Origin of the sequence: Geobacillus sp. C56-T2, from assembly GCF_007829715.1 — a bacterium.
Classification (GTDB): Bacteria; Bacillota; Bacilli; order Bacillales; family Anoxybacillaceae; genus Geobacillus; species Geobacillus icigianus.
Genome location: NZ_VJWB01000001.1, coordinates 1764825 through 1791002, shown reverse-complemented (window position 1 = coordinate 1791002; position 26178 = coordinate 1764825). Strand labels below are relative to the sequence as shown.

The following is a 26178-nucleotide window of genomic DNA, read 5'->3' as shown; positions in this document are numbered from 1 at the left end:
TTGTGAAAAACGTTCCTTACTTTATGCCGCTGTTTCCGTTTATGTCGTACTTGGCCCGCTTGCTTGTATACGGTTTGTCGGGACATTTGTTGTTCGCGAACAGGTGTGTACAAAGCGTTCATGCCGTAGAAAAGGGACGAATGTCCTTTTGTACGCATGGGCGCGGAGGCGATATTCCGTAGCGATTAGGCTTTTTTTCCTTGGTCGTCGGATGGATGGCCGCGCTGTTTTTGTCGTTTTTGCCGCGAAAAATGATGAAAATGAAAAAGAGATGACGACGGGAGTGAAATTTTGTTGTTAATTGGGCCAAATAGACTATTTACATAGGATGAAAAAAACGGTAAAAATAGAAGTGAAGATGTTAGTTTTAGAAAAGATAGAAAATTCGGTGTATAAGGGGACGGCGTTATGGTTTACGATGGAATCATCTTGTCGTTGTTGATCGGCTGGTTTCGCGGCGGTAGCTTGAAAGGGCTTGCTACTATGAAACTGCGCGGCGGTTGGTTGTTTCCACTGCTGCTGGTGGTGCAGATGGTCATCTTTTTCCTTCAGGAAGACGTGACATGGATCGCGAAAATAAGCAATGAGATTTTTCTTCTCGTCTACATCACCGGGCTTGTCTTTTTATGGCTCAACCGCCATCAGCCAGGATTTTCAGTGATTTTCGCCGGCGTGCTGCTCAACTTTATCGTGATGGCTGTCAACGGGGGGCGAATGCCGGTATCCGTCGAAGCTGCGCAATTTCTTGGCCGCGAATACATTGAAGCGTTAAAAGCCGGTCTGTACGGCAAACACCAAGCGATCACATCGGACACGCTGCTGCCGTTTCTCGGCGACATCATCCCGCTGTCTCCGCCGTACCCGCGCCAACAAGTCATCAGCATCGGCGACGTTGTGATGAACGTAGGGGCGTTCGTCTTTATCCAGCATCTGATGCTCAGCGTGCCGCGGCATCGAGCAGATGATGCTGAGAAAGAAACCACGACCGCTCCTGCGATCAACAAATAAATCCAATTTTTAAGGAGGAGAAGAAAATGAAAGTCAAAGCAAAACAAGTGTTGATCAATCTCTTTATCCTCGGTTCGGTGATTGTGGCGTTGACGTCGGGGTTTAGAATTGGAAGTTAAAGTTTAAGAAGGGAAGAATTGTAGACAAATCATAGAAGAGAATGGGTATATTTTTCTAAAGTTCAAATTTACTTTTGGTTCATCACCAAATTTTGTGATTTAGTGACAAAAAAGAGAAAGCACTGACGAGATCCTGGCAATAATGTTAGCGGTGAAATCAACATTAAGGAGGTCTCGTAAGTGCTTTCTATACCACTAGGATTGCCAGAATTTAAAGTGATTAAACAAGAACTTCATTCCTATGGTTATGCGATTCATGTAGAGAAAACAGAGACACAGGAACATTGCCCTCATTGTGGGTTTGCCACTTCCTCTGTCCACGACAGACGGACAAGAAAAGTACGGGATTTGGCGATTTTCCATCAACCGGTGTACTTGTTCGTGAAAATAAAGCGCTATCGGTGCTGGAATTGCTCTCAAGTGTTTTCCGCCTCTTTGGAATCGGTTCAACCCAATCAGCACTACACCAACCGATTTTGTGAGTACTTGTATGAACTTTGTGAAGGTTCCACCATTCAAGAGGTGAGCCGAAAGCACCGTATCCCATATACGACATTGGAACGCATCTATTACTCCATCGCATCGAAAAAAGCAAAAGAGCGTCAGACAGCGATAGAAACATCTTCTCAAGAAGAGATGGTGCTTAGCTTAGATGAAATCGCTGTAAAAAAGGGACATCAGTATGAAACCATATTGATGGATGCCAAAGCTGGATCCGTCATGGGAATGCATGCCGATCGCCAATGTGACTCCGCTATCCACTTGTTGAGCCAAAAGGTCCTGTCGAAAGAAAGGGTTCAAACGGTGATTCTTGACATGTGGGAACCTTATCATAAGGCGGTTCGTGCCCTGTTTCCATCTGCTTCGATTGTCATCGATAAGTACCATGTGGTTCAAAAAGTGACACAAGCCTTGGATCAAGCAAGAAAGGAATGTTCTCCATTGAAAAAGGCTCGATATCTTCTCTTGAAAGGCTGTGAAAAGCTTCGTAAGGACCAACGGCTTCGATTAGACGATATCTTGGAGGAGTATCCGGCACTTTCCATTGCTTATTATCTGAAAGAGTTGTTTCGGGATTTTTACCGAACCGATGGATATAATGAAGCAAAGGAACGCTTGGAAGAATGGATTCAGTTAGCCAAACAGAGCCCTTTTGCTTCTTTTCAGGAAGCAGCCAACACGCTTGAAAGGTGGAAGGAGCCGATTCTTTCCTACTTTTTGTGCCCCTATACCAATGCCCGAATCGAGGGAACGAATCACAAGATCAAAAACATCAAACGCCGGGCATATGGCTATCGAAATCGGGAACGGTTTCGTTTGCGTGTATTTCTGGAGTGTACAGGGAACACTACAGGTAGTCAGGCTGCCTAAACGCTCCCTTCTTCCGCTATCGATATGATCGTTGGTAGAATGGAACCCGTCAAGGAAAGCACTTGACTGTTTCCATTCTACCAACTTCGTGGTCTGTATGCGGAAGAAGGATCCTGACTGATGAACCTATTTCATCCAGCTAACATGTTTCTAGGATTGAGTGGAAATCACAGAAAATGGTGAAGACCCTTACTTTTTAAAGACAAATATGGTAAAGATGTTGTTTAAAAATGCTGTTTTGGTTTTCTTTATCACCCTTCTTAGTACATTTTTTGGTAAAGAGCCGACAGAATTTTTTTGATAAAAATGAGAGTGATTATAGGATGACTCCGACATTAAAATGGCAAGGGAAAATATATTTGTTTTTCATTTTTTCCATTAGTTTAATTGTTTTTATTACAGGAGATGGATTTTCTACTCCATCTCTTAAAGATTGGGTTTTTGTTTATTTTTTAGTGTCCGCTGTCCTTTTATTAAGCTATTTTTCTATTCATCTCCCGCCTAAGGATAATTCTTTTTCGATGGATTCGGCCATTTACTTAGCTGTTATGTTTTTGTATGGCATTTCCCTTGCATTGAAGGTTCTATTGATTAGTATTTTAGTAGAATTTTTATATAAGCGAAAAATGGCATGGTGGAAACATCTATTTAACTTTTCTATGTATTCTTTGATGATTGCGGGAGCTTTCTACTCCTTTTTGCTGTTTGGTGGACAGATTGGAGAAATTAAAACTGATCATTTGTTTCCGTATATGATTAGTTTGTTAGTATATTTTTGTGTGAATATTAGTTTAATATTTATGTTCTTTGTTTTCTTAGAGCGTGTATATAAAGGTGCTTTTAACTTTGGTGTCTTGCTTGAGGCCATGGTTAGTTACTGTGTTACTTTAATATTATCGCTTGTTCTAGCTATTTTATTAGATAAAGAACGATATTTTGGTTTGTTTTTGTTTATTGTTTTAGTCATTATTCTATCAGTAGTATTTAAAAAATTTATAAATCTATATGAGTTAGTATCTAACCGTGCCAACAAAGACCACCTCACCGGTCTTTGTAACCACGGCTATTTCAAAGAAACGCTCAAGCAACAGTTCTCCGACTGCAAGGTGCTGAAGCAGCCGCTGACGTTGGCGTTTCTTGATTTGGACGATTTTAAAAAATATAACGATCGCAACGGCCATTTGCAAGGGGATCGGTTGTTGACGTTTTTTGGAAAGTTGCTGCAAAACGCGGTGGAAGGGACCAACTTCACGGTCGCCCGCTATGGCGGAGAAGAGTTTGCCATTTTGATGCCCAATACCATGAAGGACGATGCGTACGTGTTTTTAAACCGGCTGCGCAAGGAAGTGAACGATACATATTTTGAAGGCGTTGAGCATATCCCGTACCGTTGTTTGTCGTTTTCGTGCGGCATCGCCGAGATGGAAAAGGATATGTATGAAAGCGAGGAGCTGATTCATCGAGCCGATCAGGCGCTCTATTATGCAAAAGCGCAAGGGAAAAATAACGTGCAGCTGTACGATAAGCATCATATGAGATTGGATGAAATTCGTTTTAAACAAGATTTGGAAGCGCTCGAGCAACAAGTGAAGTTTTTCCTTTCGAAAGATGTGTATACATACCGCCATAGCAAACGAGTGTTTAAATATGCGCTTGAGTTTGGCAGCCGTCTCAGCGAGTTGACCGACCATGAGCGGCAGACCTTGATCTTGGGGGCGCTGATTCACGATATCGGCAAAATCGAGGTGCCGCGCGATATCTTAAATAAGCGCGGAAAGTTGGAAAAGCATGAATGGGAAATTATTAAAAAACACGTGACGTGGGGACGCGAAATCGTAGCGGAGGAGAAGCGGTTTGATGACCTGCTTCCGCTGATTGAGCTTCATCATGAGCGGTATGATGGAAGAGGATATCCATACGGGCTGAAAGGGGAAGAAATCCCGAAATTGGCCCGCATTTTGTGTATTATCGACTCGTTTGACGCCATGACGACGGAGCGGCCGTATCAGCCGACGAAAACGTTTGAAGAAGCGCTTGAGGAAATCGAACGTTGCGCAGGGACGCAGTTTGACCCGGTATACGCGGCGAAGTTTATCGCGTTTGTTCGTGAACATTGTTTGCCGCTGATGGAACTGCAACAGTTGGAGTAGAGGGAGGCACTTGCCGATGGCAAGTGTTTTTATTTTTTTCGGAAGCGGTCTGCCTTCCACTTGGCCATGAAAATGACCGTTTGCCGATGAAATTTTCGCCGAAAGTTTCCAGTGGTAGTTAGAAGAACATCGGTTTGGAAACGGAATGTTGATTGATTTTGATTGATTTGTTTTTTATTTTTGATCGATATTGATAGAAATTAAATGTTTTTGATTGATTTTTTCTCTCCTTTGGCGTATGATAGAGCTGTAAGCGATATCGCCCTTCACGGGAGGTGGGAACGTGTTGACCGAAGAGCGCCACCGCCTCATTTTGGAGCTTTTGGCGCAAAAAGGGGTCATCAAGCTGCAAGAGCTCGTGGAGGCGACTGGTTCGTCCGAGTCGACGATTCGCCGCGATTTGACGCAGCTTGAAAACGAAAAGAAGCTGCGCCGCGTGCACGGCGGGGCGGCGTTGTTGCAACAAAAACGTGAAGAGTTAAGCGTGTCGGAAAAATCGCTGAAGTATATCGAAGAAAAACGGCGAATCGCCGCCTATGCGGCCAGCTTGGTGCAAAAAGGGAACTGCATTTATTTGGATGCGGGGACGACAACGTGGGAAATGATCCCACACTTGGCGGGCAAAGAAGTCACTGTCGTCACGAACGGTGTGATGCATGTCGAGCGGTTGCTTGAGCATAACTCACATTTCGCACCCTCTCGACGAAAATCGGGAGGATTTTTTCGTTCCGATGTCGAATGAATCCTTGACACACAAGGAAAGTGAAGGAGTTTTTCTCTCATGAACGTTCAAGTCAAAAAGGTCTATCGTAATGATTATTTGAATATAATAAGTGCCCTATTCAAGAAACTGGGCCTGCCCCAATTGATTGACCATCTCGTTCCCGTTGATCCACAGTGCCAGACTCGAGTCAGCGATGCCGTTCAGGCCATCATCTACAATATGTTTGACGGCCGGCAAGCCCTCGTTCACGTGGAACGATGGGCTCAGGAGATCGATCTAGAGAAACTCATCCGTCCCGGTCTCCATCCTTCCTGGTTGAACGACGATGCCTTGGCTCGTCATCTCGACCGCTTGTATGAGGCCGATATTCACAAGGTGATCAGCACTTGCTTGATTCACATTTATCGCAAAGAAGGCCTTTCCCTCCGAGCCTTTCACGCCGATACGACGGACAAGACCGTTTACGGCGCGTATGAATCGGCCTCGTTAGAGGCCTTACAAATCACACATGGCTATAACCGCCATCATCGTTGGCAAAAACAGATCGGTTTCGGACTGGTCGGCAACGAGGACGGCATCCCGTTTTACGGCGATGTGCACGACGGCAACCTGCCTGACAAAACGTGGAATCCGGAGGTGCTGTCCCGTGTCCACGAACAGCTCAAACAAGCCAAGATGGAAGACGAATGGATTTACGTGGCCGATTCCGCCGCGATGACAAAAGACACTCTGGCGCAAACCAAAGCGGCCAACGCCTTTTTGATCACCCGAGGCCCTTCGTCGCTTCGGATCGTGAAACGGGCATTAGCGGAGGCCGATTCGCCTCACATCCCGTGGAGCGAACCCTTTACGCTGGCGGAGAGAAACGGCGCCACGTACCGGGTATGGGAAACATCCTCCACCTATGAAGGCCACCCCGTTCGGCTGATCGTCGTCGAATCGAGTGCGCTCGACCAGCGAAAAGGAAAGACGCTCGAAAAAGAACGAACCAAAGAAGCGGAGCTTCTTCGCGAGGAACAAGCCCATTGGGAGCGCCACCCTTTCTCGTGCCGGGAAGACGCTGAACAAGCCTTGGCGTCCCTCAAGATGTCCCTTCGCCCACGGTTTCATCAGGTCAAGGCCGCGGTCGAAGAGATCGTACGCCCGAAAAAACGGCGCGGACGGCCGAAAAAAGGGGTGGAACCCGAGATGGAGACGCGGTATCTCTTGCGCCTTGACGTCGAATTCGACCAAAACGCGTGGGAACAGGCAAGACGGAAAGCGTCCCGGTTTGTCCTCGTCACGACCGTTCCGGAGGAATGGAAGGGCCAACAAATGGATGCCCAAGAGATCTTGAAGCTATATAAAGGGCAGATCTCGGTGGAAATGAACTTCGCTTTTTTGAAAGATCCGTTTTTCACGGATGAGATTTACGTCAAAAAACCAGAACGGGTCGCAGTATTAGGCTATTTGTTTCTGTTGGCCTTGGCGATTTACCGCGTTTTTCAGCGCCGAGTGCGTCAGTTTATTACTCCAGAACACCCGTTGAAGGGTCCTGGAGGCCGCAAGCTGACCCGGCCGACGGGACAGGCGATTTTTCAGCTGTTTCAATATGTGAACGTCGTCCTCCTGGAGCTGCCGGATGGGCGCATCCAACGCTCACTGGATCGCTCCCTCACCCCTGAACAACGAAGGATTCTGCAGGGGTTGGGGCTGGATGAGAGCATTTACGTGTAACGTCATACGGAACGACCAGCGATGGTAAAAAAAGGATAGCCATCGCTCGTTGTGTTGGTCAAAAAGTTATTCTGAAAAACTAAATAAAAAATCCTTTGTTTTGACCTTGTTAGGGTGCGAAATGTGAGGCATAACGTGACGACGTATTTGGTTGGCGGCATGATCAAGCCGAAAACGAAGGCGTTGATCGGTCGCGGCGCCATCGAGTCGCTGCGTCAGTACCGCTTTGACCAATGCTTCATCGGCGCCAACGGTGTCCATTATGATTACGGGTATACGACGCCGGATCCGGAAGAGGCGTTGGTGAAATATACGGCGATGCAGCTGGCGCAACGTGCGTATGTGCTGGCTGACCATTCAAAGTTGAATGAAAGCACGTTCGCGAAAATTGCCGATTTGCATGAGGCGGTTTTGATTACCGATCAGTTGGATGAAGATTGGCAGCATTGGTATGAGGCAAAAACGACGGTAGAGGTTGTGACATCATGATTTACACGTGTACGCTCAATCCATCGGTTGATTATATTGTCCATATGGATGAACTGCGCGTCGGTGAACTGAATCGCGCTTTGAAAACGTTGACATTTCCGGGTGGGAAAGGCATTAACGTGTCGCGGGTGCTCAAACGCCTCGGCGTCGACAGCACGGCGCTCGGGTTTGCCGGCGGATTTACCGGCGCGTTTATCGAAAGTGAGCTCCGGAACGAAGGGATCGCGTGCGATTTCGTTCACGTTCCCGGCCCGACGCGCATCAATGTGAAGCTAAAAGCCGGGCTTGAGACGGAAATTAACGGTCAAGGCCCGGTGATCGCCAGCGAGGAGGCGAGGCGGCTGATCGCGAAAATCGCAGCGCTTTCCGCCGGTGACGTCCTTGTGTTGGCGGGAAGTGCCCCGCCTTCGTTGCCAGTGGAGGCATATGAACAGCTGGCTGCGGAGGCAGCGAAGCGGCAGGTCCGTCTTGTCATCGATACGAGCGGACCGGCGCTCCGGACGCTGCTGGCGTATCAGCCGTTTCTTGTCAAGCCGAACCATCATGAGCTGGCTGAGCTGTTTGGCGTCTCTGCACTGACGAAAGAAGAAGTCGTCATCTATGGCCGCCGTTTGGCCGAGATGGGCCGTCATGTCATTGTGTCGATGGGCGGCGCTGGCGCGTTTTATTTTGGCGAGGAGGCGGAACTGTTTGCCGAAGCGCCCGAGGGAACGGTCCGAAACTCGGTCGGGGCAGGCGATTCGATGGTCGCCGGGTTTTTAGCCGCCCACGCGAGCGGAAAATCGCTCGAGGAAGTGTTCGCCTACAGCGTGGCCGCCGGAAGCGCGACCGCGTTTTCCGAGGATTTATGCACGAAAGAAGAAGTGGAAACGCTCGTTGGTCGCGTCCGCGTCGCGCGTTTATAACCGGAAATCAAGGGGGATCACACAATGAACATCACTGATTTGTTAACGAAAGAAACGATCATTCTTCAGCTTCAGGCGAAGACAAAGAGCGAAGTGATTGATGAGTTGGCGGCGAAGCTCGCCGAAGCGGGAGCGATCAGCGATGTCGAGGCGTTCAAACAAGCCATTTGGGCGCGTGAACAACAAAGCACGACCGGCGTCGGGGATGGCATCGCCATTCCGCACGCCAAAACAGCGGCGGTCAAGCGCCCAGCGGTGGCGTTCGGCCGTTCAGTCGCCGGCATTGATTACGAGTCGCTGGACGGCAAGCCAAGCCATTTGTTTTTCATGATCGCCGCGCCCGAAGGTGGAGAGGAGACGCATTTGCAGGCGCTGGCCCGATTGTCTTCGCTGCTGATGGATGCGTCGTTCCGCGCCGAACTTGAAAACGCTTCAAGTGAAGAGGAAGTCATCGGTTTGCTGGCGGCAAAAGAGAGCGAAGGGAACGCATTGTCGCCGCAGGCCGCATCGGCTGGCAGCGGCCGGAAGGTGCTTGCTGTCACCGCCTGCCCGACCGGGATTGCCCATACGTATATGGCGGCGGATGCGCTGAAAGCGAAAGCGGCGGAAATGGGAGTGGCGATCAAAGTCGAGACAAACGGCTCCGATGGCGTGAAAAACGCGCTGACGGCGCAGGAGATTGAAGAGGCAACGGCGATCATTGTCGCCGCCGATAAACAAGTCGAAATGGACCGCTTCGACGGCAAACGCGTCATTCAAGTGCCGGTCGCCCAAGCGATTCGTCAGCCGGAAAAGTTGATCGAGCAGGCGCTGCGTCAAGACGCACCGATTTATCGGGCGAGCGGCCAGGCGCGAGGCAGCGCGGGAGCGGCGAAGCCGCGCACCGGTTTTTACAAGCATTTGATGAACGGTGTATCGAATATGCTTCCGTTTGTCGTCGGCGGCGGGATTTTGATTGCGCTTTCCTTCACCTTCGGCATTAAAGCGTTTGATCCGCAAGATCCGTCGTATCATCCGTTTGCGAAATTGTTAATGGACATTGGCGGCGGCAATGCGTTTGCGTTAATGGTTCCTGTGCTGGCCGCGTTCATCGCCATGAGCATCGCCGACCGGCCGGGGTTTGCGCCGGGGATGGTCGGTGGGTTTCTGGCGGCGAACGGTGGGGCGGGGTTCTTGGGCGGATTGATCGCTGGCTTTCTGGCCGGGTATTTGGTCGTCGGGCTGCGCCACCTGTTCAGCCGGTTGCCGCAGTCGCTGGAAGGGATTAAACCGGTGCTGCTCTATCCGGTATTCGGCATTTTCCTCACCGGCGTCATCATGATGTATGTCGTCATCGATCCTGTCAAGGCGTTGAATGAAGGGCTGAAACATTGGCTTTCCGGCATGGGAACCGCCAACTTAGTGCTGCTTGGCGCGGTGTTGGGCGGCATGATGGCGGTCGACATGGGCGGACCGATCAACAAAGCGGCGTATACGTTTGGCTTGGCGATGATTGAAGCGGGCAACTTTGCGCCGCATGCAGCGATTATGGCTGGCGGGATGGTGCCGCCGCTCGGATTGGCGCTGGCGACAACGTTCTTTAAAAAGAAATTCACGAAAGCGGAGCGGGAAGCCGGAAAAACGTGCTATATCATGGGCGCTTCGTTCATTACCGAAGGGGCGATTCCGTTTGCCGCCGCTGACCCGGTGCGGGTCATTCCGTCGATTATCGTCGGCTCGGCGGTGGCGGGCGCGTTGACGATGCTGTTTGGCATCGGGCTGCCGGCGCCGCACGGCGGGATTTTCGTCATCCCGATCGTCAAAGGCAGCGCATGGCTTTATATGTTGGCTATTTTGATTGGTTCCATCATCACGGCATTGATGGTCGGGCTGTGGAAAAAAGAAGTGAAAGAATAAAGGAAAAGGCGTTCCGTCGGGAGGCGGAGCGCTTTTTTGACGGCAATTTCGCAGTTGAATGAGCCAAACGATTGAAACGCTATCGAAACGATTTATCAGTTTCCCGGTGCATTTGCCGACCGCGGCCTTTAGGAGAACATATTGTATAGAAAGGCGGTGATGAAAGGGCACATCATGTTCTCGAACATTGTTTCTCAAATCGAAAAGCTCTGTCGCATCGGGGCGCTTCTCCCCATCGATCAAGGGAAATGGCCGTTTTTCACCGGCCTCATAGGAGGCTGGTGATTTATAATGGCGTATACGGCTTTACAATGTCGTTTCTCAATTAGAAAAACCTTGTTGTGTCAGGCCTGCATTTCAATTATTCTCCCATTGATGAAGGGAATCAGCGGTTTTTCACCAGCCTTATAGGGGGCGCGTCACAATCCCGTTGGCAAGCGGTCAGTTTCATCTCGGGGCGAGGGCAGACCGCTGCCGCGGCACTGTTGCGCATGACGATCATTCTTTTTCCCATGTCTGTTGTTTTTCCGTAGTTTGACTGGGCGCACGGTTGAATGAGACGGTCGCCAACGCTTGGGTAGTATCGATCACCTCGCCGAGCTTCAGGCAAAGCAGGCGGGCATCGTCCAACCCGCGCCGCCGCCATTCGGCCCATAGGCGGTCAAGCGCCTCTTTTGGCGTATCATCGGCGAGGCGGAACGCGCCGTAATGCATCGGCACGAACAGGCGGGCCCGGCAGTCCAAAAACGCCTGCACCGCTTCTTCCGGTGTGGTGTGCTGCGGTCCCATAAACCATTCCGGCTCATACGCGCCGATCGGCAAGAGCGCATAGTCGATGGAAAAGCGTTCGCCAATGTCGCGAAAGCCGCGGAAGTAACCGCTGTCGCCGGCGAAGTAGATGGTGGGGGCGGCGTCTGCCTCGATCACCCATCCACCCCAGTGCGAGGTGTTCGTGTCCCACAACGTCCGCCGCGTCCAATGTTGGGCGGGAACGAACGTCAAGGACAGACCGCGGAAAGACGCCGTTTCCCACCATGACAGTTCGGTGACATGGCGGTAGCCGCGGCGGCGGAATAGGCGGCCGAGCCCCTCAGGCACGAACATGTGCGGGTCGCCGGGCAAACGGCGGAGGCTGCCGAAATGCAAATGGTCATAATGGCCGTGGGAAATGAGCACGACGTCAACAGGTGGCATCTTATCAAGCGGCACACCCGGGGCCGACAGGCGTTTGGCCGTTCCCATCCGCTTCGCCCAGACAGGATCGGTGACGATCGTAATGCCGTTCATCTGCACGACGAATGTCGAATGGCCGATCCAGCAGAGCTGCGGCCGTCCGTTCGAATGATGAAGCCGGTTCCATTGCTGTGGCACGGCGTGCGGTACGACGTATGACAAATCTTTTCGTTTTTGTTTTCGCTCCTGCTGCCAGCGGCGAAAGTCGGCCCATGTTTTGTGCGTAGATACATGGTCTAAATTTTCGTATCGTTTCGGCATCGTGGTTCTCTCCTTGTTTTTACGCTATGATTAGAGTAGCAAACCTTTCTTTTCAATACAAAATGTTTGCCCAAGCAGGGGGGAAATGTATGCTTCGTTCGTTTGCAATCCGCACCGCCAAGCGGGATGAAATGATCGACATTACTTCATTCGTCGAGGAGACGGTGCGCCAGGCTAATGTGACCGAAGGAGTCGCTGTTGTCTATTGTCCGCACACGACGGCGGGAATCACGATCAACGAAAACGCGGATCCCGATGTCAAGCGCGACATGATGCGCCGCTTTGATGACATCTATCCGTGGGAGCATCCGCTTGATCGCCATATGGAAGGAAATACGGCCGCCCATATGAAAGCGAGCACGGTTGGCGCCTCGCAGCACGTCATCATTCACGAAGGCCGGCTGCTGCTTGGACGGTGGCAAGGGGTCTATTTTTGCGAGTACGATGGGCCGCGCCAACGGACGTTTTACGTGAAAGTTATCAGGGGATGAAACCATAATTTTATTATGTAAACATTAAAGCGAGGAAAAAGGATAGCTGAATCATATCGTCAGCCAATGGGAGAAAGCATAGAAAAGCCCCCGGGCCAATCGTTTGCCGGGGTTTTTCTATTGGCAAACAGCCGGTTGGTGTTGCAATCTTACGCCAACGTCGTTAAAATGAGCGGTCCGTTTTTCGTAATGGCGATCGTATGTTCATATTGCGCTGAATACGAGCCATCGATCGTCCGCGCCGTCCAGCCGTTCGGATCCATTTTGCTTTGCCATGCCCCCATGTTGACCATCGGTTCGATCGTGATGACCATCCCTTCCTTTAAGCGCATCCCTTTTCCTTTTTCACCGAAGTGGGGGACATACGGCTCTTCGTGGATCGTTGGTCCGATGCCGTGTCCAGTGAAATCGCGGACGACGGAAAAGCCGTGCGCTTCAACGTACGTTTGAATGGCGTGGCCGATATCGCCGATTCGATTGCCAAGAACCGCTTGTTCGATCCCTTTATAGAGCGACTGTTCGGTGACGTCAAGCAGCTTTTTCACGTCTTTGTCAACCTCGCCGACGGCGTACGTCCAGGCGGAATCGGCGAGCGCCCCGCGCCAGTTGACGACAAAGTCGATCGTGACGACATCGCCTTCTTTCAGCGGCTCATTGCGCGGAAACCCGTGGCAAATTTCATCGTTAATGGAAGCGCATGTCGCATACGGATAGCCGCGGTATCCTTTTTGTTCCGGTTTGGCGCCGTATTTGGCCAAAAATGTCTCGACGAACCGGTCGATTTCCATCGTGGTCACTCCCGGTCTGATCCGTTTGGCGATTTCTTGATGGCAGGCGGCAAGAATCTTCCCCGCCTCGCGCATCAATTGAATCTCCCGTTCGGTTTTGACGTGAATCATGCAACTGTCTCCTTTTCCTCGATGTGTTTCGCTTCGATAGTATTGTAGCAAAAAGAACGGTGATGTGAAACCGCGGCGATTTGTTCTAAATGGAAAGAAGGCTGGTGACCGAAAGGGAAGGACCGCTCCCCGAGATCGTTTCGCCAATCTTCTCTGTCACAAAGCGGCAAACAGCTGCTTTTCCTTATCGGAAATCGTTGCGGAAGAAGGAGACGGAGCGAGTGGCAAATAAATCGACACCGTCGTCCCTTTATGTATCTCGCTTTCGATTCGAATCGTGCCGTTCATCGATTCAATGATGCGGTAGACGACCATCATTCCGAGGCCGGTGCCTTTGATGCCCTTCGTCGTAAAGTACGGCTCGCCCAACCGTTCGAGCTGTTCTTTCGTCATGCCGACGCCGGTGTCGGCGATGCGGATGAGCAACCGCCCTTGTTCAACAGAGACGTATACGTGCAAAATTCCGCCGTTGGGCATCGCTTCAATAGCGTTTTTCATCACGTTGAGCAAACATTGGCGGAATTTTTCCCGTTCGCCGATGACGGAAAAAGGGGCGAGCGTTGCCTTAACGTCAACGCAGCTCATGTTCGCCAGCGGGCGGATGATGTCGATGACCCGCTCGATTTCGAGCTTGACGTTCAGTTTCTCTGGCGTTTCCGGCGCCGGTTTGGCAAACGTTAAATAATCGGTGATGATCGCTTCGGCCCGATCGAGCTCTTCCATGGCGATGCGCGCGTACTGGCGGCGCTTATCAGCGGAAAGCGGCTGCTCTTCGATCAGTTGGATAAACCCGCGCGCCGCGGTGAGCGGGTTGCGGATTTCATGAGAGATGGACGCGGCGAGATGGGTGATGGCCTCCATTTTCTCGGCGCGAATAATCCGCTTGCGCAGCGCGATATTATGGTGCACCATTTCTTGAAACAGACAGGCGACGGCCATGCTGGCCGGCTGCATAAGCAAAAAAATGAGTGAGACGGAAAGCGGGGGGCGGTCTGGAGTGTTGATCCACACCGTCAAGACGGTCGTCAACAGGCCGGAAGCAAAGCTGAGCGCTGTCGCCAGCAGCGTTCGCTGTTTGGTCGGCAGCCGTACAAACGTTTTTGTCAATACACTGCTTGCTGCTGCGATGGCGATGGACACGAGAGCATTGACCAGCACGCCCGCTCCGCCGAATAGGGAACGGTAGACAATCGCGGTGCACGACAAAAACGCTGCCGCTCCTGCTCCGCCATACAAACTGCCAAGCCAAAGAGGGATTTGCCGCAAGTCGAAAATAAAGCTGCTTCCCGCCCCGACAGGCAGGGTGATACATAAAACGATCACAGCGGCGTAACAAACCGTCGGCAAGTAAAGGCGGAGGCGCTCCGTCCCCTTTTCCCGCTCCATCCAGAATGGAACGAGAAACACCGGCAGGAGAATGAAGAATACGTTGAGCAAAAAGTCTTTGAAAATACTGATCATCGCGGCACCTTCTTTCCATCGTCAGCTGCATAGCCGAAATTCTACAAAAACTGCGAATATACTACATTGTAACCGGAAAACCGCCGTGATGTTAAGGCGGATTTCGTAGCCTTTTTTTGATATAAATCTTGTTTTTTCGACAAAAAGATTCTGATTTTTCGCTTCCGTTTTCATCTAAAAGGCTGGTGAAAAACATTGGTTTCCTTTGGTCGATGGATAAAAGTGTGCATTGTTGCAAGGCTTTTCTATTTGAGAAACGATGCTAGGAAACGGTATGCACGATTTAATCACCAGCCTCCTAAATACAAGCTGATATAGTATAAAGCGACGAGCGATCAGCAAGATGTCAAACAAAAGTGCCATATATTATAGGTAAAAAGAACTGTTTTTGAACTATGAAAAAAGTCTCTTTCCTCTTTTCTCTATTTTATAATATTTTTAATATATAAAATTGTATTAACATTTTGGGATTGGGGGAGGATGGTTTGAACAAGCGCTCGATTCTTTCATTGACGGCGTTGCTGTCGCTCGGCGTTGGGCTTTGGGCATCGCCGGCTAAGGCGCCGCAAGCGGCCAATGCAGCGGCGGTTCCGGCGTGGCAGCACGGGGGACCGATCGATTTTGCGATCGCCAATGAAGAAAAGCTGGCGGAGATGTTGAAAAAAAGGGGAACGCTTCGCGCCGACGCGACTCCGGCTGAGGCGGAACAAGCGGTGCGCGACTATTTGCGGCAAAAGGCGGCCCATATGCCGCGGGAGAAGGGGGAACTGTACGAAAACGAGAAGAAGCGGGCAGAAGCGCTGCAGGATCAACTGCGGAAAAACAGCGTGCTGAATGGGAAAGGGAAAAAGCTCGGCCAGTCGAAAACAACTTCCGTGCCGTCCGTCCAACCGGAGCCGTGGAACGGAGGCAAGCGAGTCGACCGGGTGCTCGTTTTGCTCATTGAATATCCGGATTTCCCGCACAACCGCATCCAACCTAATGAAACGGATATGTATTACAAAGACTACACGCGCGAGCACTACGAAGACATGATTTTTGGCGGCGATGACGGCTATTACGAAGGGCCGAACGGCGAGAAACTGATTTCAGTGAAAAAATATTATGAAGAACAATCCGGCGGCAGCTATTCCATTGAAGGAAAAGTGGGGGGCTGGTATCAGGCGAAATATCCGGCCAAATACTACGGCGGCAACGTGCCGACGCCCGATGGGAACGATGCAAACCCGCGCGCGCTTGTGCGCGAGGCGCTCGCGGCAGCCGCGAAAGATCCGAGCATCAATTTGCGCGAATTTGACCAAGAGGATCGCTATGATTTGGACGGCGACGGCAATACGCGTGAGCCGGACGGCTTGATCGATCATCTCATGATCGTCCACTCAAGCGTCGGTGAAGAGGCGGGCGGTGGTTCGCTTGGCGGCGATGCCATTTGGTCGCACCGTTGGAATTTAGGATCGGTGTACCGCATTCCGAACACGACGACGGACGTGCCGTATTGGCGCGGTCAACTGGCGGCTTACGATTATACGATTGAGCCGGCCGACGGGGCGGCGGGGGTGTTTGCTCATGAGTACGGCCACGATTTAGGGCTGCCGGATGAATACGATACGATTTATTCTGGATTAGGCGAACCGGTCGCCTATTGGTCCATCATGTCGAGCGGCAGCTGGGCGGGTCGCATTCCGGGCACTGAGCCGACCGGCTTCAGCGCTTGGGCGAAGCAGTTTTTGCAATCAACGATGCCCGGAAGCAACTGGCTGAGCGGAACAACGGTCGAGTGGAACGAGGTGACGCAAAACGGTGTGGAAGTTGTGCTCGATGAAGCGAGCACGAAAGGGACGAACAACGATGCCGTGCGCATCAACTTGCCGGATAAAAGCATCGTCATCGCTTCTCCGGCTGCCGGCGCCTATGCGTACTTCTCCGGCAAAGGAAACAATTTGGACAGCTCCATGTCGACGACAATTGACTTGCGAGGGGCATCGCAAGCGGTATTGACGTTTGATACATGGTATGCCATCGAGAACGATTGGGACTATGGTGCGGTAGAAGTGAAAGAACAAGGCTCAGGCCAGTGGGTGACAGTGCCTGGAAATATTACCACCACGAGCAATCCGAACGGACAAAATCCGGGCAACGGCATTACCGGTACATCGGATGGTTGGGTGAAAGCCCAGTTTGACTTGTCGGCTTATGCGGGCAAAGTCATCGATCTTCGTTTTCATTATGTAACGGATGTGGCTGTAGCGGAAGCTGGTTGGTATATCGATAATATTGAAGTGAAAGCGGGTCAAACGGCTGTGCTCACGGACGGGGCGGAGGCCGACAGCGCCTTCACGCTCAATGGTTTTGTGAAAAGCGATGGCACGCAGCGCTCGAAGCATTACTACTTGATCGAGTGGCGCAACCATCGCGGCGTCGATGAAGGACTGGCTCACATTTTGCGCGGCGATCAACTGCTGTCGTACGACCCGGGCCTTGTTGTCTGGTATGTCGATGAGTCGTATGACAACAACTGGACGGGCATCCATCCGGGCGAAGGGTTTCTCGGCGTCGTCGACGCGGATCAGCACACGTTGAAATGGTCGGGCAACACGGCGGCCTCGACGCGCTATCAAGTGCATGATGCGGCGTTCAGCCTGCAAAAAGGCGCACCGTTCCGCCTGAAAATAAACGGCGCGCAACTGATCGACAACGACACCTCGCCGCTAACCGTTTTTGATGATAGCCGGTCGTATTTGAACAAAGGAGCAGCCGATGCCGGACGCAACGTGCCGAACTACGGCTTAAAAATTCGCGTCATCGGCGAAAGCGCTGACCGCACGGCGGCTCGTGTGTTGATTTATCGCTAAATGGAGCGCAAAAACGGGTGTCCCGGAAACGAACGGGCACCCGTTTTGTCTGGAAGGCTGGTGAAAAACGGTGCTCTTTGCCGATCGGGTTCGTCAAGGAGTTCACTATGAGAGGTAGTCCGTCCGGCCGCGCTTCCACCTCGTGTCTTCAAGTTCGTCAAGGAGTTTATCCATGAGGGAAGAATCGGAGGTGCCGTGGTGTTTTCATTCATGCTGTCCGTCTGGAAGGGCGGGCAAGGAAACATGTGGCTTGCGGCCGCGCTTCCTAAGTTGAAATTTCCCGCGTCACGGTAGCTTCGGTTATTTTGTTTTTTAACCGAACGAACGGTTGTTTGCATGTCTTCGGAATGGTGCGCAAAACCGTTCGGGGTGTTTCGGTCTCGTTTCTTGCATAGGCAGGGGCGATTTTTTTAGAATGAAAACGACAACGGCTAGACGATCGGAGGGAAAACGGATGCGTGGCAAACGAATTGCGTTGTGCGCCTCACGCAAACTGGATGAGATGACGACTCTTATTGAAAAGCAAGGAGGAACGGCCGTCATTCGCCCAGCGCAAGGAACGGTATTGGCAAAAGGAAACGAGTTGGGGGAAGAAATACGAACCACCATTGTGATGCGTCCGGACTGGATCGTGTTTACGACCGGCATTGGGTTTGCGGCGCTTTGGGAAGCGGCCGAAAGAGAAGGGATCATCGCCGAGTGGAGGCGGGCGATCGAGAATGCTTGTGTCGCCGCCCGTGGCTATAAAACGGTAACGGCGTTGAAACAAATCGGCGTCACCCCGGTGGCCGCAAGCGAGGACGGGACGACGAAAGGGTTGATCGCTGTTCTCGGCGAGCACGACTTTGCGAACCAAAACGTGGTTGTGCAACTGTACGGCGACACGGCTCCGGCGCTTCGCCAATTTTTTCTTGAGCGGGGTGCGTCCTATACGGAACTGCTTCCATACCGGCATGTCGCTCCGGATGAGGAGACGCTTGAGACGCTATACAATGAAGTTGTCGGTCGCGAGGTCGATGCTGTCTGTTTTACCTCGGCGATGCAAGTCCGCTTTTTCTTTTCCTTTGCCCGCGAGAAAAAAGAGATCGCCCCGCTGCTTGAGGCGTTCCGCGCCGATGTTGTCGCCTGCGCCGTCGGCAAAGTGACAAAAGAGGCGTTGGAAGAAGAGGGAGTCCATCGCGTCATCGCTCCCGAACATGAGCGGATGGGGGCGATGATCGTGACGCTTGCCCGTTATTTTCAACAATCGATCGCGTTTTGAGCGCTTTTGCTTCCGGGTGTGATATCGGTCATAACGGTCATCGTGCCGCCCACGGTATAATGGAGGCAACGCCTCACGATGCGCCAAAAAACGAACAAATATTCTTTGTTATGGTATAATGGGGAAAACGATCAAAATTTGAGGGGATTTCGTTGCGATACTCCAGCCATGTCATTGCTACATTATGTCTCGGCGCGGCGGTGTCCGCCCATACCGAGCTGCCCTTTACCGCGGCCTATACGGCGGGGCTTGCCATCGGCAGCCTTCTTCCTGACATTGATGAGCCGTCATCGTATGTCGGCCGCCGTTCGTTCGGCGTCGCGGGGAAAGTAAAAGAAGCGTTCGGCCATCGCGGGATGACGCATTCGCTCATCGTCTGGGGGATGCTTGCGGCGCTTGTTTGGCGCGAATCGGCGTCACCGTTTGCCGCCGGGGTCGTGCTTGGCTATTTGTTTCACATTATCGAAGACTTTTTTTCCGTCCAAGGGGTGCCGTTGTTTTGGCCGTTTTCGTCCAAACGGTGGAAAGTGCCGCTCTATCGGACGGGAAAAGGGATGGAAAAGCTGTTCGTGGCTGCTGCTTGGGTCGGCTTCGTTTATTTCGGCGTCAGCGGATTGTTTTACGAATGGTGGCGGTCACTTTTGGCCATTTGGTAATCAATTCGAAAAAGGAAAATGGGACAAAACGGCGAATCACCTATGTGGACAGCTAAAAATGGACAGGGGGAGAGGGGAAAATGAGCGAACAATATCCTGTATTGCCTGGCGCCGAGCCGTTTTACGCCGAAAATGGGCCGGTCGGAGTGCTGCTATCGCACGGATTTACGGGCACGCCCCACAGCATGCGCCCGCTCGCTGAAGCGTATGCGAAAGCCGGTTATACCGTTTGTCTGCCGCGTTTAAAAGGGCACGGGACGCACTACGAAGACATGGAGCGGACGACGTTCCACGATTGGATCGCCTCGGTCGAAGAAGGATACGAGTGGCTGAAACAACGGTGCTCAACCATTTTTGTCACCGGATTGTCGATGGGCGGGACGCTCACGCTTTATTTGGCCGAACAGCATCCGGAAATCCGCGGCATCGTGCCGATTAACGCCGCGGTCGACATCCCGGCCATCGCCGCTGGAATGGCGGGCGGGGGCGAGGTGCCGCGGTATCTTGACTCGATCGGATCGGACATAAAAAACCCCGATGTGAAAGAGCTGGCGTACGAAAAAACGCCGACGGCATCGCTCCTTCAGCTCGTCCAATTGATGGAGCGCGTGAAAAACGAACTCGGACGCATCACCTGTCCGGCGCTGATTTTCGTTTCCGATGAAGATCATGTCGTGCCGCCCGGGAATGCTGATCTCATCTTTCAAGGCATTCGTTCGTCAGAGAAGGAAATGGTCCGCCTTCACAACAGCTATCATGTGGCAACGCTCGATTACGATCAGCCGCTCATCATTGAACGATCGCTGCAGTTTTTCGCCAACCATGCCGGTTGAGCGGCCAGCCTATGGCCGGTTCTGTCCAAAACGGGGCCGGCTATTTGTTTTTTGTCGTTATTTTTGTGAAAAAATAGATGGTCGTTTCCGAAAAATTCGTCTAAACTTATAGTATAGTAGAAGTGGAAAAGCCTAATTTCGAAAAGGAGCTCCGACTTTATGAATATAGAACGCATCCGTTTGCTTGTTCAGGAAAAGAAAATCGTGGACGCTCTCGCCGAAGTGCGGCCGCAGCTAGAAAAAGCCGAACCGTTCGGATGGCGGCCGTTATTGGCGTCATGGGACAGCATTGAACCGTTCCGGGCGCTCGTCCGGCTGTTTGATTATGCGCTCATGTACCGTCATAGCGGGATTGTGGCCCGCTATGCCCATCGCCGGCTGAACACGCTGCAGACGTTGGCTTGGGTGTGCGATGAGTGGCTGGACAGCCGGCGGCCGCTCGATGTCGAAGAGGCGCTGGGGCCGCGCCTAGCCGAAGCGTTGGATGGGCGAACCGCTGAGCCGCAGGAGGCGGTGGCGCGGGCGGCGTTTGTATTCGTGCGCGCGCTGCTCGATATGCAGCGGATTGATGAGGCGCGGGAATGGATGGAAGTGGTGGCCCGCTATGAGACAGCGTCCATGCATGATAAATGGGGGTATTTTTATATCGAGGCCGGCGACCGGCAGAAGGCCGAACAAGTGATTCGGGCCGGGCTGGACGATCCGGAGCGCGGCGACCTATGTCATTTGCTTCTTGCTGATTTGTATGCGCTCGATGGGCGTCATCATGAGGCGCTAGCCGTCTTGGAAGAAGGCCGGCGGCGCTTTCCGCAAGTGCTGTCGTTTTACGCGGAGCGCGTGCGCCGGCTTCGCGATGTGCGCGCCCACCGTGAGGCGTTGACGGCGATGGAGGAGCTTGACCGCCTGAATCCGTTCCATATGCATCGCCGTTATTTCAACCATTTGCGCGCTGAACTGTATTATCAGCTCGGGGAATGGGAGAAGCTGGAGTCGTTGGTGAGCGCCGTGCCGCAGCTTGAGAAAACGCCGTACGCCCGCGCGGTGGGGAGAACGAACGAGCGGGCGGTCGTGCTGCCGCTTGTTCCGGTCGTGCAAAAGCATAACTATTGCGTGCCGGCGAGCGTCGAAATGATGCTTCGCGTCCTTGGCGCTCCGCGGACGCAAGATGAGGTGGCCGAACAGATTTTTGATGTGCGCGGCTCCAAATTATCGACGACGGTTCATTATCTCGAAGGGCTTGGATTCGTCTGCCGCTTTTTCATCGGTTCGCCTGCGCGCTGGAAGCGGCTTATTGATGAAGGGATTCCCGTGCTTTTAAGCGTTGATTATGAGCAGTCGTCCCATGTGCAAGTGCTGTTCGGCTACGATGAGCGGCTTGAGGCGTTTTATGTGCAAGACCCTAACGTCTTTGAACCGTTTGTAGTTTCGGAAAACGAGCTCGAAAAATGGTACGCGGGAACACATTATTTGTCGATCGTTGCGCTTCCCCGGGAAAAAGCTGCGCTCGCTGCCGAGCTTCCTGACGAGGAGGACCGCTATTTCCGCGCGCTCCACGCTTTTGCGGAAAAAATGGATGAAGATGAACGAGCCCATTTCGCGGCGTTTGTCGCTTTTTTGCGCCGCCATGAGCACATTCCGTATACATGGCTGTATGTTATGAAACATTTTAGCAGCGACGAGGCGAAACCGCTCGTGTTGGATTATACCGAGCGGGTCTTGACCAAGTATCCTGAGCACGACGATTTGCGGTTGGTGGCGGCGAAAGCATACGTGTATGCCCAAGAGATGGAACGGGCGGAACAAGCGCTCAAGCAGGCAAAAGGAAAAAGCCAAAGCCCGCTCTATCATTACTTGCGCGGCCGCATCGCCTTTTTCGCGAGCCGCTATGAAGAGGCGGCCCGCTATTTCCGCGCCTCGCTCCAGTTGGATCCAGACCAGCCCGAAGTGTGGAGCTATTTGGCGCTTGCTTTGGCGTATGCCGGCCGTACGGAGCGGGGGCTTGTCTGTTCACAAGTGGCCGTCCGCTTGTATCCGGGCGATCTGTTTATTGAAACGAATCATGGTGTGCTGCTGTTCCACGCCAAGCGCACGGCTGAGGCGCGCGCCTGGTTTGACATGCTTGTGCGCCGCGAACGGCGCGATGCCCAGCTTTGGTATGAGCGAGCTCGCTGCGATATGGAGCTTGGCCGCCGGCGCAAGGCGGAGCGCGGGTTTTGCGTAGCTAAGGCGCTCGATCCGCGCGAACCGCATCCATATGGGATGTTAGCCGATTTGTATCATGAAGCCGGTGAGCGTGAAAAGGCGAAGCAGCTGCTGCAAGAGGGGATTGCCGCCGCCGAACGGCCGGTGCCGCTTTACGTTCGGCTTGGCGATTTCTATATCGATGAAGGGGAAGCGGAAAAAGCGGCCGCCTGCTACGAGCAGGCGCTGGCTTTGGATGAGGATGACGTGTTCGCCCATCTCGGACTGGCCTCGGCTTTGGCGGAGCGGGGAGAGCGAGAGGCGGCAAGACGGCGCGTGGCTGAACTATGCACCCATTTTGCTAACAACAGCGAGTATTGGCTGAATGCGGGCAAGTGGCTGATGGCTTACGGCTTCGCCGATGATGAAGAGGGGCGAGCGACGGCGCTCGCATGGCTTGAGGAAGGGCTGCGCCTCGCTCAGTTTGACGTGGAAGAGGCGTACGAGTTTTACATCAGCCAGTTGACTACCCCGTCGCTCACAAGACGCGGCCTCCTGTTTTTGGAGCGGCTCGCTGCCGACCGTCCCCGCCTCGCCGCGGCTCGCTGCGCCCTCGGCGTTCTTTATGAGCGGCAACATCGGCCGGCTAAGGCTATGGCCGCATACCGCGGGGGCGCTGCCATGGGCCACCCGCTTTCGCTGTTCCGTCTTGCCGAGCTGTGCGCGTCGCTTGGGCGTGAAAACGAGGCGAAGCAGCATTACGAAGCGTGCCTCCGCGCTGATCCGTCCTTTGCCCTTTGCCATTTTCGGTTGGCTGTGTTATACGGAGGGGAAGGAAAGGAAGAAGAGGAGCGCGCCCATTTGCTTCAAGCGGTCCGCCTTGCTCCGCTGCGCGCCGATATCGAATCGATGGCGGCGCTCATCGAACCGTCGGCGCTTCTTTCGGCGTTGGCTGACGCCCGACGGCAGGCTGGGGAAGCGTGGTATTATGACAACCTCGGCTACGTATATGGAGCGCTCGGGCAGAACGAGCGGGAGAAAGAAGCGGTGGAAAAGGCGCTCTCGCTCGCTCCGCACGATCACGAGGCGCTTCACCATTACGCCAAAGTGATGATAAAGGAAGGAAAAGCGAAAGAAGCGATGGAGATGCTCGAGTCGTTGATCATCGAGCAGCCGGGCGATGAATCGCTGTATGTTACTTACCTCGCCCTGTTTCCGAAACATGGGCGCGGCTTGGCGCAGCTGCGCCGCCGACTGGAGCGTTTGCAGACTGACCGCCAGCGAAAACGCGCGATCTATGTGCGCGCTGCCGCAGCTCTTCTTCCCTATTGGGAAGAGGAGTTAGGGAGGATGGATGAAATGCCCGGGCGGTGGTGGACGAAAATGAAGGCATGGGTCGGGAAGTTTTCGTTGTTTTCCGCCATTGTTGATTTGTACGAAGAGGCGATCAGCCTTGACCGCGAAAACCCGGAAGCGTATGCCGAGCTGGCTCGCTTTTATGCGGCGGTTGAACTGGAGGACGATGCCGCGAAAATGTGGCGCAAGGCGCTGGCGCGCGGCGAGGAGCCTGAATTGGCGCGGGAATTTGTCAAGCATTTGTTGGCGGCTGACGACGCCAACCAACGTCAAGAGGCGCAAACATGGCTCGATCGGCTGCGCGCCGATGATCCCGATGATGTCGAGCTGCGCGTTTTGCAGGCCGTCGTTTGGCTTCAGGACGGGCGGCAGGAACAAGCCGAACGGCAGTTGCAGGCGATCGTGGCGGAAGAGCCGCTCTCCCGTGGCGCGCTCTTCCTGCTTGCCGAGCGATATGAGGAAACAGGGCGCTGGCAAGAAGCGACAGCGCTTTGGGAACGATACGCCGATTGGTATTCGGAAGACGGGGAGTGGCATCTGCACCTCGCCGCGATGTACGAAGAAATGGGGCGTCTCGACAAGGCGCTGGCCGCCATCGACCGGTGCGTTCGTGCCAAGGAAGATATCCGTCTTCAGTATGAGCGCGCTCGCTATCTTGCTCTGCTTGGGCGTTTCGATGAAGCGAAGCAGGAACTGGACCGGGTTCTTTCCGACGATGAGAGCGGAGAGTGGGCGGCGTTGGCGGCCGAGGAGCCGGCCTTTCAGCGCATGGCTCGGGTGTGAGCGGCGGCCGTGTGAGTAAAGTATTTGCGGTGACGTTCAGGAAGGACTTCCGACGAGGATTGGGAACTTTTGTTTTTCAAACTTTTCTTTTGCCGAGAAGTTTGCTATTGTGAGAAGAGAGGCCAAGGGAGGTGAACGGGACGGATGGAAGCGCCGATCGAATTATTCGTCTATATGTCGCTTGTCGGGGCATTATGGATGATCGTAAAAGGGCATAAGGGCGCGCGTCGGATGGCCGCTTCGCTGTTTTGTGAGCCGCTGTTGGCCTCTGTTCGCGAGCAAGGGGCGAAAGGGAGCGCCATGGGCGCGGCGCTTCCATCGCGCCCGCCGTTTTTGCCGCAACGGCGAAAAATCCCGATGCGGGAACAGGCCAGCCGAACGGATGAAGATGGAAGGCCCTCTCCTTGATGAACGCGCATCATGTTTGGACAAGATCAAGGAGGGCTTTTCATGAAGAAATGGATCATGATTTTATTGGGTGCCGTTTTGCTTCTTTCCGGTTGCAGCCGCAACGAACCGATTGATGAACATAGTCAAGGCATTTGGAACCATTATTTTGTCTACCCGATGTCGAAGCTTTTGTTGACGCTTGGCCATTGGTTTGGCGACAACTACGGCATCGCCATTATCGTGCTGACGCTCATCGTCCGCTTTTGCTTGCTGCCGCTCATTTTGAAGCAGTTTCGCGCCTCGCTCGCCATGCAAAAACTGCGTCCGGAATTGTTGAAGCTGCAAGAAAAATATAAAAGCAAAGATCCGGAAACGCAGCGCAAGCTCCAGCAAGAAATGATGCAGCTGTATCAAAAACACGGCGTCAACCCGGCGAGCGGCTGCCTGCCCGTGCTCATTCAAATGCCGATTTTTATGGCGCTTTATTACGCCATTTCACGGACGCAGGAAATTAAAACGCATTCGTTTTTGTGGGTCGAACTCGGCCATCGCGATCCGTATTTCGTTTTGCCGGTTTTGGCGGCGTTGACGACGTTCATCTCACTCCGCCTGTCGCCATCGATGACCGAGGAACAACTGCCGCAAATGGCGATGATGTCATACATCATGCCGGTCATGATCTTTATCGGCGCCAGCTCCGTCCCATCGGCGCTGTCGCTCTATTGGGTCGTCGGGGGCTGCTTCTCGATCATTCAGTCGCTCCTTTTGCGCAGTCAGCTGAAAACGGCGAAAGCGGCGGAAAACAACTAGCCCGCATCCCCTGTTTGCTTTCCAAACCAAAAGCAGGCAGGGGATGTGTTTGTTTCGCGCGATGCGCTAGGGGGCTCGTGATTTAGTGCAAGACTGATTCCGCTCATTTATCAATTCGAAAAACCTTGCAGAATCCGCTTTCTTTTTTGAATGAAAATGCTGCGATCGGTGTGAGAGAGGTTTTTCACCGGCCTTCGAGAAAATCGCTGCAAAGATGATTCGGACAAAAAAGCCATAAGGGAAGGCTCGATGGACTCGCTCGTTGATGGCTTCTGCTTGCCCAAATTTTGCATGTTGGAGTAGAGTAAAAGTATAGCAGTGCCAATGTACAAT

17 protein-coding genes and 2 pseudogenes are annotated in these 26178 nt (G+C 52.9%); 16 read left to right on the top strand and 3 right to left on the bottom strand.

Translation table 11 applies throughout. The features are described 5' to 3' along the window. The first annotated feature begins 408 nt into the window (after nt 1–408). The 8 genes and pseudogenes from GC56T2_RS09005 (at nt 409) to GC56T2_RS08960 (ending at nt 10378) form a co-directional block, all read left to right on the top strand. A complete protein-coding gene (locus GC56T2_RS09005) occupies nt 409–1008 on the top strand; it encodes a DUF5317 domain-containing protein (protein ID WP_144974617.1) in 600 nt (199 codons plus the stop codon). A 299-nt stretch (nt 1009–1307) separates the two neighbouring features. After that, the gene (locus tag GC56T2_RS09000) at nt 1308–2498 is read left to right on the top strand and encodes an ISL3 family transposase (protein WP_144972624.1); all 1191 of its coding nucleotides are present in this window, start codon (nt 1308–1310) and stop codon (nt 2496–2498) included. A gap of 323 nt (nt 2499–2821) precedes the next feature. Next, nucleotides 2822–4648, top strand: coding sequence for a diguanylate cyclase (locus GC56T2_RS08995; RefSeq protein ID WP_144974615.1), 1827 nt, complete (start codon nt 2822–2824; stop codon nt 4646–4648). A 283-nt stretch (nt 4649–4931) separates the two neighbouring features. Beyond that, nucleotides 4932–5330: pseudogene (locus tag GC56T2_RS08990) on the top strand (DeoR/GlpR family DNA-binding transcription regulator); the annotation flags it as partial. Between the two features lie 99 nt (nt 5331–5429). Beyond that, nucleotides 5430–7088 (top strand): IS1634 family transposase, encoded by a 1659-nt coding sequence (locus tag GC56T2_RS08980; RefSeq protein WP_144972777.1) that lies wholly within the window; start codon nt 5430–5432, stop codon nt 7086–7088. 132 nt (nt 7089–7220) lie between these two features. Beyond that, nucleotides 7221–7577 (top strand): annotated as a pseudogene (locus GC56T2_RS08970) (DeoR/GlpR family DNA-binding transcription regulator); the annotation flags it as partial. Then, nucleotides 7574–8482, top strand: coding sequence for a 1-phosphofructokinase (gene pfkB / locus GC56T2_RS08965; RefSeq protein ID WP_144974613.1), 909 nt, complete (start codon nt 7574–7576; stop codon nt 8480–8482). The pseudogene GC56T2_RS08970 and the gene pfkB, both read left to right, overlap by 4 nt. Nucleotides 8483–8506: 24 nt before the next feature. Beyond that, on the top strand, nt 8507–10378 hold the full coding sequence (locus tag GC56T2_RS08960; RefSeq protein ID WP_144974611.1) for a PTS fructose transporter subunit IIABC: 1872 nt from the start codon (nt 8507–8509) through the stop codon (nt 10376–10378). Between the two features lie 498 nt (nt 10379–10876). Here GC56T2_RS08960 and GC56T2_RS08955 read toward each other — a convergent pair whose 3' ends face one another. Continuing rightward, the gene (locus GC56T2_RS08955; RefSeq protein WP_172706147.1) at nt 10877–11872 is read right to left on the bottom strand and encodes an MBL fold metallo-hydrolase; all 996 of its coding nucleotides are present in this window, start codon (nt 11870–11872) and stop codon (nt 10877–10879) included. An 89-nt stretch (nt 11873–11961) separates the two neighbouring features. On the opposite strand from GC56T2_RS08955, the gene GC56T2_RS08950 reads away from it, so the two are divergent. Beyond that, the gene (locus GC56T2_RS08950) at nt 11962–12363 is read left to right on the top strand and encodes a secondary thiamine-phosphate synthase enzyme YjbQ (RefSeq protein ID WP_144974609.1); all 402 of its coding nucleotides are present in this window, start codon (nt 11962–11964) and stop codon (nt 12361–12363) included. Nucleotides 12364–12512: 149 nt separating this feature from the next. Here the strand turns inward: GC56T2_RS08950 and map are convergent, their stop codons facing one another. Next, nucleotides 12513–13262: a type I methionyl aminopeptidase gene (gene map / locus GC56T2_RS08945; RefSeq protein WP_144974607.1), complete on the bottom strand. Its 750-nt coding sequence runs from the start codon at nt 13260–13262 to the stop codon at nt 12513–12515. A gap of 156 nt (nt 13263–13418) precedes the next feature. Then, a complete protein-coding gene (locus GC56T2_RS08940) occupies nt 13419–14723 on the bottom strand; it encodes a sensor histidine kinase (RefSeq protein ID WP_144974605.1) in 1305 nt (434 codons plus the stop codon). Nucleotides 14724–15208: 485 nt separating this feature from the next. Here GC56T2_RS08940 and GC56T2_RS08935 point away from each other — a divergent pair, with 485 nt between their 5' ends. The 7 genes from GC56T2_RS08935 (at nt 15209) to yidC (ending at nt 25845) form a co-directional block, all read left to right on the top strand. After that, nucleotides 15209–17575 (top strand): immune inhibitor A domain-containing protein, encoded by a 2367-nt coding sequence (locus GC56T2_RS08935; RefSeq protein ID WP_144974602.1) that lies wholly within the window; start codon nt 15209–15211, stop codon nt 17573–17575. Between the two features lie 454 nt (nt 17576–18029). Further along, nucleotides 18030–18836, top strand: coding sequence for a uroporphyrinogen-III synthase (locus tag GC56T2_RS08930; RefSeq protein ID WP_144974600.1), 807 nt, complete (start codon nt 18030–18032; stop codon nt 18834–18836). A 152-nt stretch (nt 18837–18988) separates the two neighbouring features. Continuing rightward, entirely contained in the window at nt 18989–19492 is a 504-nt protein-coding gene (locus GC56T2_RS08925; RefSeq protein ID WP_144974598.1) for a metal-dependent hydrolase, read from the top strand. Nucleotides 19493–19572: 80 nt separating this feature from the next. Continuing rightward, nucleotides 19573–20325 carry an alpha/beta hydrolase gene (locus GC56T2_RS08920; protein WP_144974596.1) on the top strand — a complete coding sequence of 251 codons (753 nt, stop codon included), beginning with the start codon at nt 19573–19575 and terminating at the stop codon, nt 20323–20325. 159 nt (nt 20326–20484) lie between these two features. Beyond that, complete coding sequence (locus tag GC56T2_RS08915) at nt 20485–24645, top strand: tetratricopeptide repeat protein (RefSeq protein ID WP_144974594.1); 4161 nt, start codon at nt 20485–20487, stop codon at nt 24643–24645. A 144-nt stretch (nt 24646–24789) separates the two neighbouring features. Then, nucleotides 24790–25053, top strand: a complete 264-nt coding sequence (locus GC56T2_RS08910) for a hypothetical protein (protein WP_144974592.1) — start codon at nt 24790–24792, stop codon at nt 25051–25053. A gap of 42 nt (nt 25054–25095) precedes the next feature. After that, nucleotides 25096–25845 carry a membrane protein insertase YidC gene (yidC, locus tag GC56T2_RS08905; RefSeq protein WP_144974590.1) on the top strand — a complete coding sequence of 250 codons (750 nt, stop codon included), beginning with the start codon at nt 25096–25098 and terminating at the stop codon, nt 25843–25845. Nucleotides 25846–26178 lie beyond the last annotated feature (333 nt).